General features: G+C 27.4%; 4 protein-coding genes. All 4 read right to left on the minus strand.

The window, feature by feature from the left end; translation table 11 throughout:
- A partial coding sequence (gene selB, locus Q5F54_RS10475; RefSeq protein ID WP_302334391.1) for a selenocysteine-specific translation elongation factor occupies positions 1 to 1,481 on the minus strand: 1,481 nt, incomplete at its 3' end.
- Between the two features lie 22 nt (positions 1,482 to 1,503).
- On the minus strand, positions 1,504 to 2,904 hold the full coding sequence (gene selA / locus Q5F54_RS10480; protein ID WP_331562743.1) for an L-seryl-tRNA(Sec) selenium transferase: 1,401 nt from the start codon (positions 2,902 to 2,904) through the stop codon (positions 1,504 to 1,506).
- A 156-nt stretch (positions 2,905 to 3,060) separates the two neighbouring features.
- The gene (gene selD, locus Q5F54_RS10485; RefSeq protein ID WP_302334393.1) at positions 3,061 to 4,131 is read right to left on the minus strand and encodes a selenide, water dikinase SelD; all 1,071 of its coding nucleotides are present in this window, start codon (positions 4,129 to 4,131) and stop codon (positions 3,061 to 3,063) included.
- A gap of 59 nt (positions 4,132 to 4,190) precedes the next feature.
- Complete coding sequence (locus tag Q5F54_RS10490; protein ID WP_302334394.1) at positions 4,191 to 4,847, minus strand: DUF655 domain-containing protein; 657 nt, start codon at positions 4,845 to 4,847, stop codon at positions 4,191 to 4,193.
- Positions 4,848 to 5,045: the final 198 nt, after the last annotated feature.

Below are 5,045 nucleotides of genomic sequence, written 5' to 3' on the forward strand. Positions count from 1 at the left end.
TTTATAACTTTTTCATTTTGTAATTTCTCAAGTAGTATATCCATTTCTTTTGTTTTAAATTTACTTTCAACCTTAGATCTTACTTCTTCCTTTAATACACCACTTCTAAGTCTATACTTTTTATGATATGTAGTTAAAAGCTCTACTATTAATTTTTTTAAATTTTCATATTGATTTGTATGTACATATATATTATTTATATTTACAACTTTATTTTCTTTTATTGACTTATCTATAGCATTTATAACAAGCTCTTCATTTTCTCCAGTATAACTCATTATATCTTTTAATGTTTTATATGATTTCAAATTATTTTTAAGATACTGTTCTAATATATCTTCAAGTGCTCCTTTTTCTTTTATTTTAAGAGAACTTATAACATTTTCATCAAACTTTTTATGTTTCTTAGGCTTCGTATCTATAATAATTCCCCCACCTATAGTTTCAAGTGGTGAGTAATTTCTAAGTACGAAATTATCTAATTTTTTAGCTACTATACTCTCTTCTAATCTAAGTTGTGCATAACAGCTTTCTCCAGATTTAGTAATCTCTTTATCTAGCGGAACCACCCTACACAATATTTCTCTAGCTCCATGATAAAGCCTTAATCTATCCCAATGTTTTAAATTTTTATTAGTGTGTTTAACTAAAGATAATTTAACATCTAACATCATAGATTCTTCTAAAGAGTTTGGTGCCGCTAAAACATCTCCTCTTTTTAATTCTTCAACTTTTATATTAGCTATATTTATAGCTGTTCTTTGACCTGCATATGCAGTTTCAACACTTTGTCCATGAACTTGTATACTTCTTATCTTTGTCTTTAAGTTATTAGGATAAATAACTAAGTCATCATCTATGCTTATTTTTCCTTCTAGTAATGTTCCTGTAACAACTGTACCAAATCCTTTTACAGAAAATACTCTATCTATATTAAGTCTAGCTGGTGAGTTTTCATTTTTATCATCTATATCATTACTCATATCATCTATTTTTTTAACAAGATTATCTATTCCATTTCTTGATATTGAGTCTACTTCTACAATTTCTGCATTATCTAAAAAAGTGCCTTTAGTTTTTTCTCTAATATCATCCTTAACAAGTTCTATAAACTCATTGTCAACCACATCACATTTTGTAAGTACTATAATTCCTTTTTTCACATTTAAAAAAGATAATATATCTAAATGCTCAATAGTCTGTGGCATAACACCTTCATCACCAGCTACTACAAATAGTACAATATCTATTCCAGCTGCTCCTGCTAACATATTTTTTATAAACTTTTCATGACCTGGTACATCAACTATACCTGCCCTTTTATTGCTTGGTAAATCAAAATATGTAAATCCAAGATTTATAGATATACCCCTTCTTTTTTCTTCTTCTAGGGTATCTGTTTCTCTTCCTGTAAGCGCTTTTATTAACGTTGTCTTTCCATGGTCTATATGACCTGCTGTTCCTATTATTACATTTTTCATATGCTGCCCCCTAGTTAAAGTATTAATTTAAAACCTTTTTTAGCTCATTAGCTATAATTTCAAATTCTTCTTCAAAGATAGTTCTTACATCTAATATATATTTATTGTCATATATTCTAGCTATTATATGTGAATTACTTAATCTCAATTTCTTTTCTAAAGATGACACACTCATATTTTTAGGGGTTATAGCTACTACTTTTGTTTTTATTGTTTCTAATGGCATAGAGCCTCCACCTACTTGAGATAGTCCATCTTCTATAAAAATATTAGCATCTATATTTTTGTCAATTATTTTATCATATAAACACTTAGCTTTTTCCTCTAGTTCTGATATCTTATAAGTTAACATTCTAAGGGTAGGTATTTCCTTTATTGCTTTTTCTTCATCTAAATACATTCTAAGAGTAGCTTCAAGTGCACAAATAGTAAGTTTATCAACTCTTAAAGCTCTTGTAAGCTGATTTTTTTTCATTTTATCTATGTACTCTTTTTTACCAACAATTATACCAGCTTGAGGTCCTCCAAGCATTTTGTCCCCACTAAATGTAACTATATCTGCTCCATTTTTTAAAGAGTCTAATACTGTTGGTTCATAAGACAATCCATATTTAGACAAATCTATAAATACACCACTACCTAAATCTTCTATAACAGGTAAATTATATTTTTCACCTAGCTTTTTTAATTCTCTTATCTCTACACTTTCTGTAAATCCTAATATTTTATAGTTGCTAGTGTGAACTTTCATTAAAACACCTGTTTCTTCATTTATAGCCTCCTCATAGTCATTTAAATGAGTTTTATTTGTAGCTCCTACGTCTACTAGCTTAGCTCCACTAAGCTCCATTATACTTGGTATTCTAAAAGAACCTCCAACTTCAACAAGTTCTCCTCTTGAAACTATCGCTTCCTTACTTTTAGCTAAAGTACTTAAAACAAGAAGAACTGCTGCTGCGTTGTTATTAACTACTAAAACATCTTCTGCATTTGTAATTCTTTTTATAGTTTCAGTTAAGTTAGAATATCTAGATCCTCTTTCTCCTTTATCTATATCATACTCTAAATTAGAATATCTAAATGCTGTATTTAGTACTTCATTTTTTATGCTTTCACTAAGTAAAGACCTACCTAAATTAGTATGTATAACTACACCTGTAGCATTTATAACTTTTTTTAACGATAATTCATATTTTAACCGAACTCTGCATATTGTATCATTTACTATGTCATCAATAGAAATATCAAAATCATGTATATTTTCTTTTAAGTTTATTATACTTTTTCTATTAACATCTATAGCTTCTCTAATACCTTCTATTACTAAATCTCTCGGGTATTCAGATATAATATTTACTATTTTACTATCTCCTAAAACCTCATCTACTGAAGGTAATTTAGAAAATAACTTTCTCTTATCCAATATAATCACTCTTTCTATGTTTGTTTGTATTTATCATCTATATTTTATAATTTACCTATATAGTTAATGAGTTAAACTAAATTTAATATATTAAACTTAGTTTAACTTATTTTTTATTTATAAAATATATTATCTTAGTATATAAAAATACGGTTATTATATAACCGTAATATATTTCTCTTCTTTCTTTTTTACACTTCCTATTATTTTTGCTTCTATAGATCCATTTGATTTCATATTTTCAACTAATTTATCTGCTAATTCTTCTTTTACTGATATTAAAAGTCCTCCTGATGTTTGCGGGTCATATAAAATATCTTCTATTGCTGTATCCACATCTATGATATTTACATCTTTTGAAATATATTCTTTATTTCTATACATTCCAGCTGGAATAATTCCCATATTCGCCATATCAATAGCTCCATCTAATATAGGAACATCTTTTGAATTTATTTCTATACTTACATTTGACGCCTTAGCCATTTCTAAAGCATGACCAAGTAAACCAAATCCCGTTATATCTGTTACAGAATTTACTTTTATATAGTCAAAACTCTTAGCTGCATATTTATTTAAATGCACCATAACTTCTATGACCTTATCAGAAATTTCTTTCGAAACAAGATTTTCTTTCATAGCTGTGTTTAATATACCTACACCTATAGGCTTTGTTAGAATTAATTTATCACCAACTCTAGCTGTTGCATTTGACAATACTTTTTCAGGATGAACGATTCCTGATATAGAAAGACCGTATTTAGGCTCTTTATCATCTACAGTATGACCTCCTACTAAAAGAGCGCCACTTTCTTTAACTTTATCAAATCCACCTTTTAAAATTTCTGCTAATATATTCATATCATGACATGATGGAAAACATACTATATTCATTGCAACTATAGGCTTTCCTCCCATAGCATATACATCTGACAATGAATTAGCAGCTGCTATCTGTCCAAATATATAAGGATCATCTATCATTGGAGTAAAAAAGTCTAAAGTTTGAATTAATGCTGTTTCATCATTTAGTTTATAAACTGCTGCATCATCTGCAGTATCTAAACCTACTAGCAAATTATTATTATTTTCATTTTTAGGAAGTTGTGATAATACTGAAGCCAGAACCTCTGGCCCAATTTTGGCTGCTCAACCACCTGATGTCGTCATTTCTGTTAGTCTTTTTAATTTTTCCACTATTACCTCTCCTCTCCCTAATTTATACATTACTTATAATAACATATTTTTTATACTTTATTAGAAATATTTCTTATCATTATAATCTATTACTCTATGCTTATTAGAGTTTTTAGTTCTTCATATTTTTTATCACCTATACCATTTACATTTTTTATCTCCTCTATTGAGTTAAACTTTCCTTTTTCTTCTCTATAATTTACAATTTTATTAGCAGTAGCCTCTCCAATGCCTGGAAGTGTATCTAACTCTTGTATACTTGCTGTATTTATATTTATTAAATTATTTTTATTATTTAAATCATTCTCTATATCATTTTCAAATGTTTCACTATTATAACTTTCTAAATTATCACCTATTTTAGGTATTATATAATGAGATTCGTCTTTGAGCTTCATTGCTAAATTAACTTTGTTTAAATCTGCATTTTCTGTGGTTCCTCCTAATTCATTAACTGCATCAGATAACCTTTTTTCAGCATCTATAGTAACAACTCCAGGATTTTTTACTTCTCCACTAATAAATACAGTTATAGTTTTTTTATTTATATTTTCTATTTTTATCTTTTCTTTCTCTTGGTTATCATTTTCATCAGATATATTATTAGATATAGATTTCTTTTCATGAACATCACTTTGACTAACAATATAAACATTATCTTTTATATCTAAATTTTTGCTATCTATTACTTTATATATACTAAATAGTAATATCAGCACGAGTATTATTATTTTCCATTTTTTCATTTCATCACCTCTCTATGTTTTGATTATTGACCAAAGTATGTTATACTAAAATATAATATTTTATTTTGGAGGTTATTTTATGAAAAAAATTTTTTCATTTATACTTACACTTCTTATAACCTTCTTGCCCGTTTTTAATATAAATAATTTATCATTTGCGGATAGTAAACCAAACTTAACTGTTGAGTATTCAGTGTT

It is taken from the genome of uncultured Romboutsia sp. (assembly GCF_958366745.1).
GTDB classification, from domain to species: domain Bacteria; phylum Bacillota; class Clostridia; order Peptostreptococcales; family Peptostreptococcaceae; genus Romboutsia; species Romboutsia timonensis.

Excerpts from the sequence above, each read along its gene's own strand:
- Q5F54_RS10490 (WP_302334394.1), bottom strand. The coding sequence starts at position 4,847 with ATGAAAAAATGGAAAATAATAATACTCGTGCTGATATTACTATTTAGT.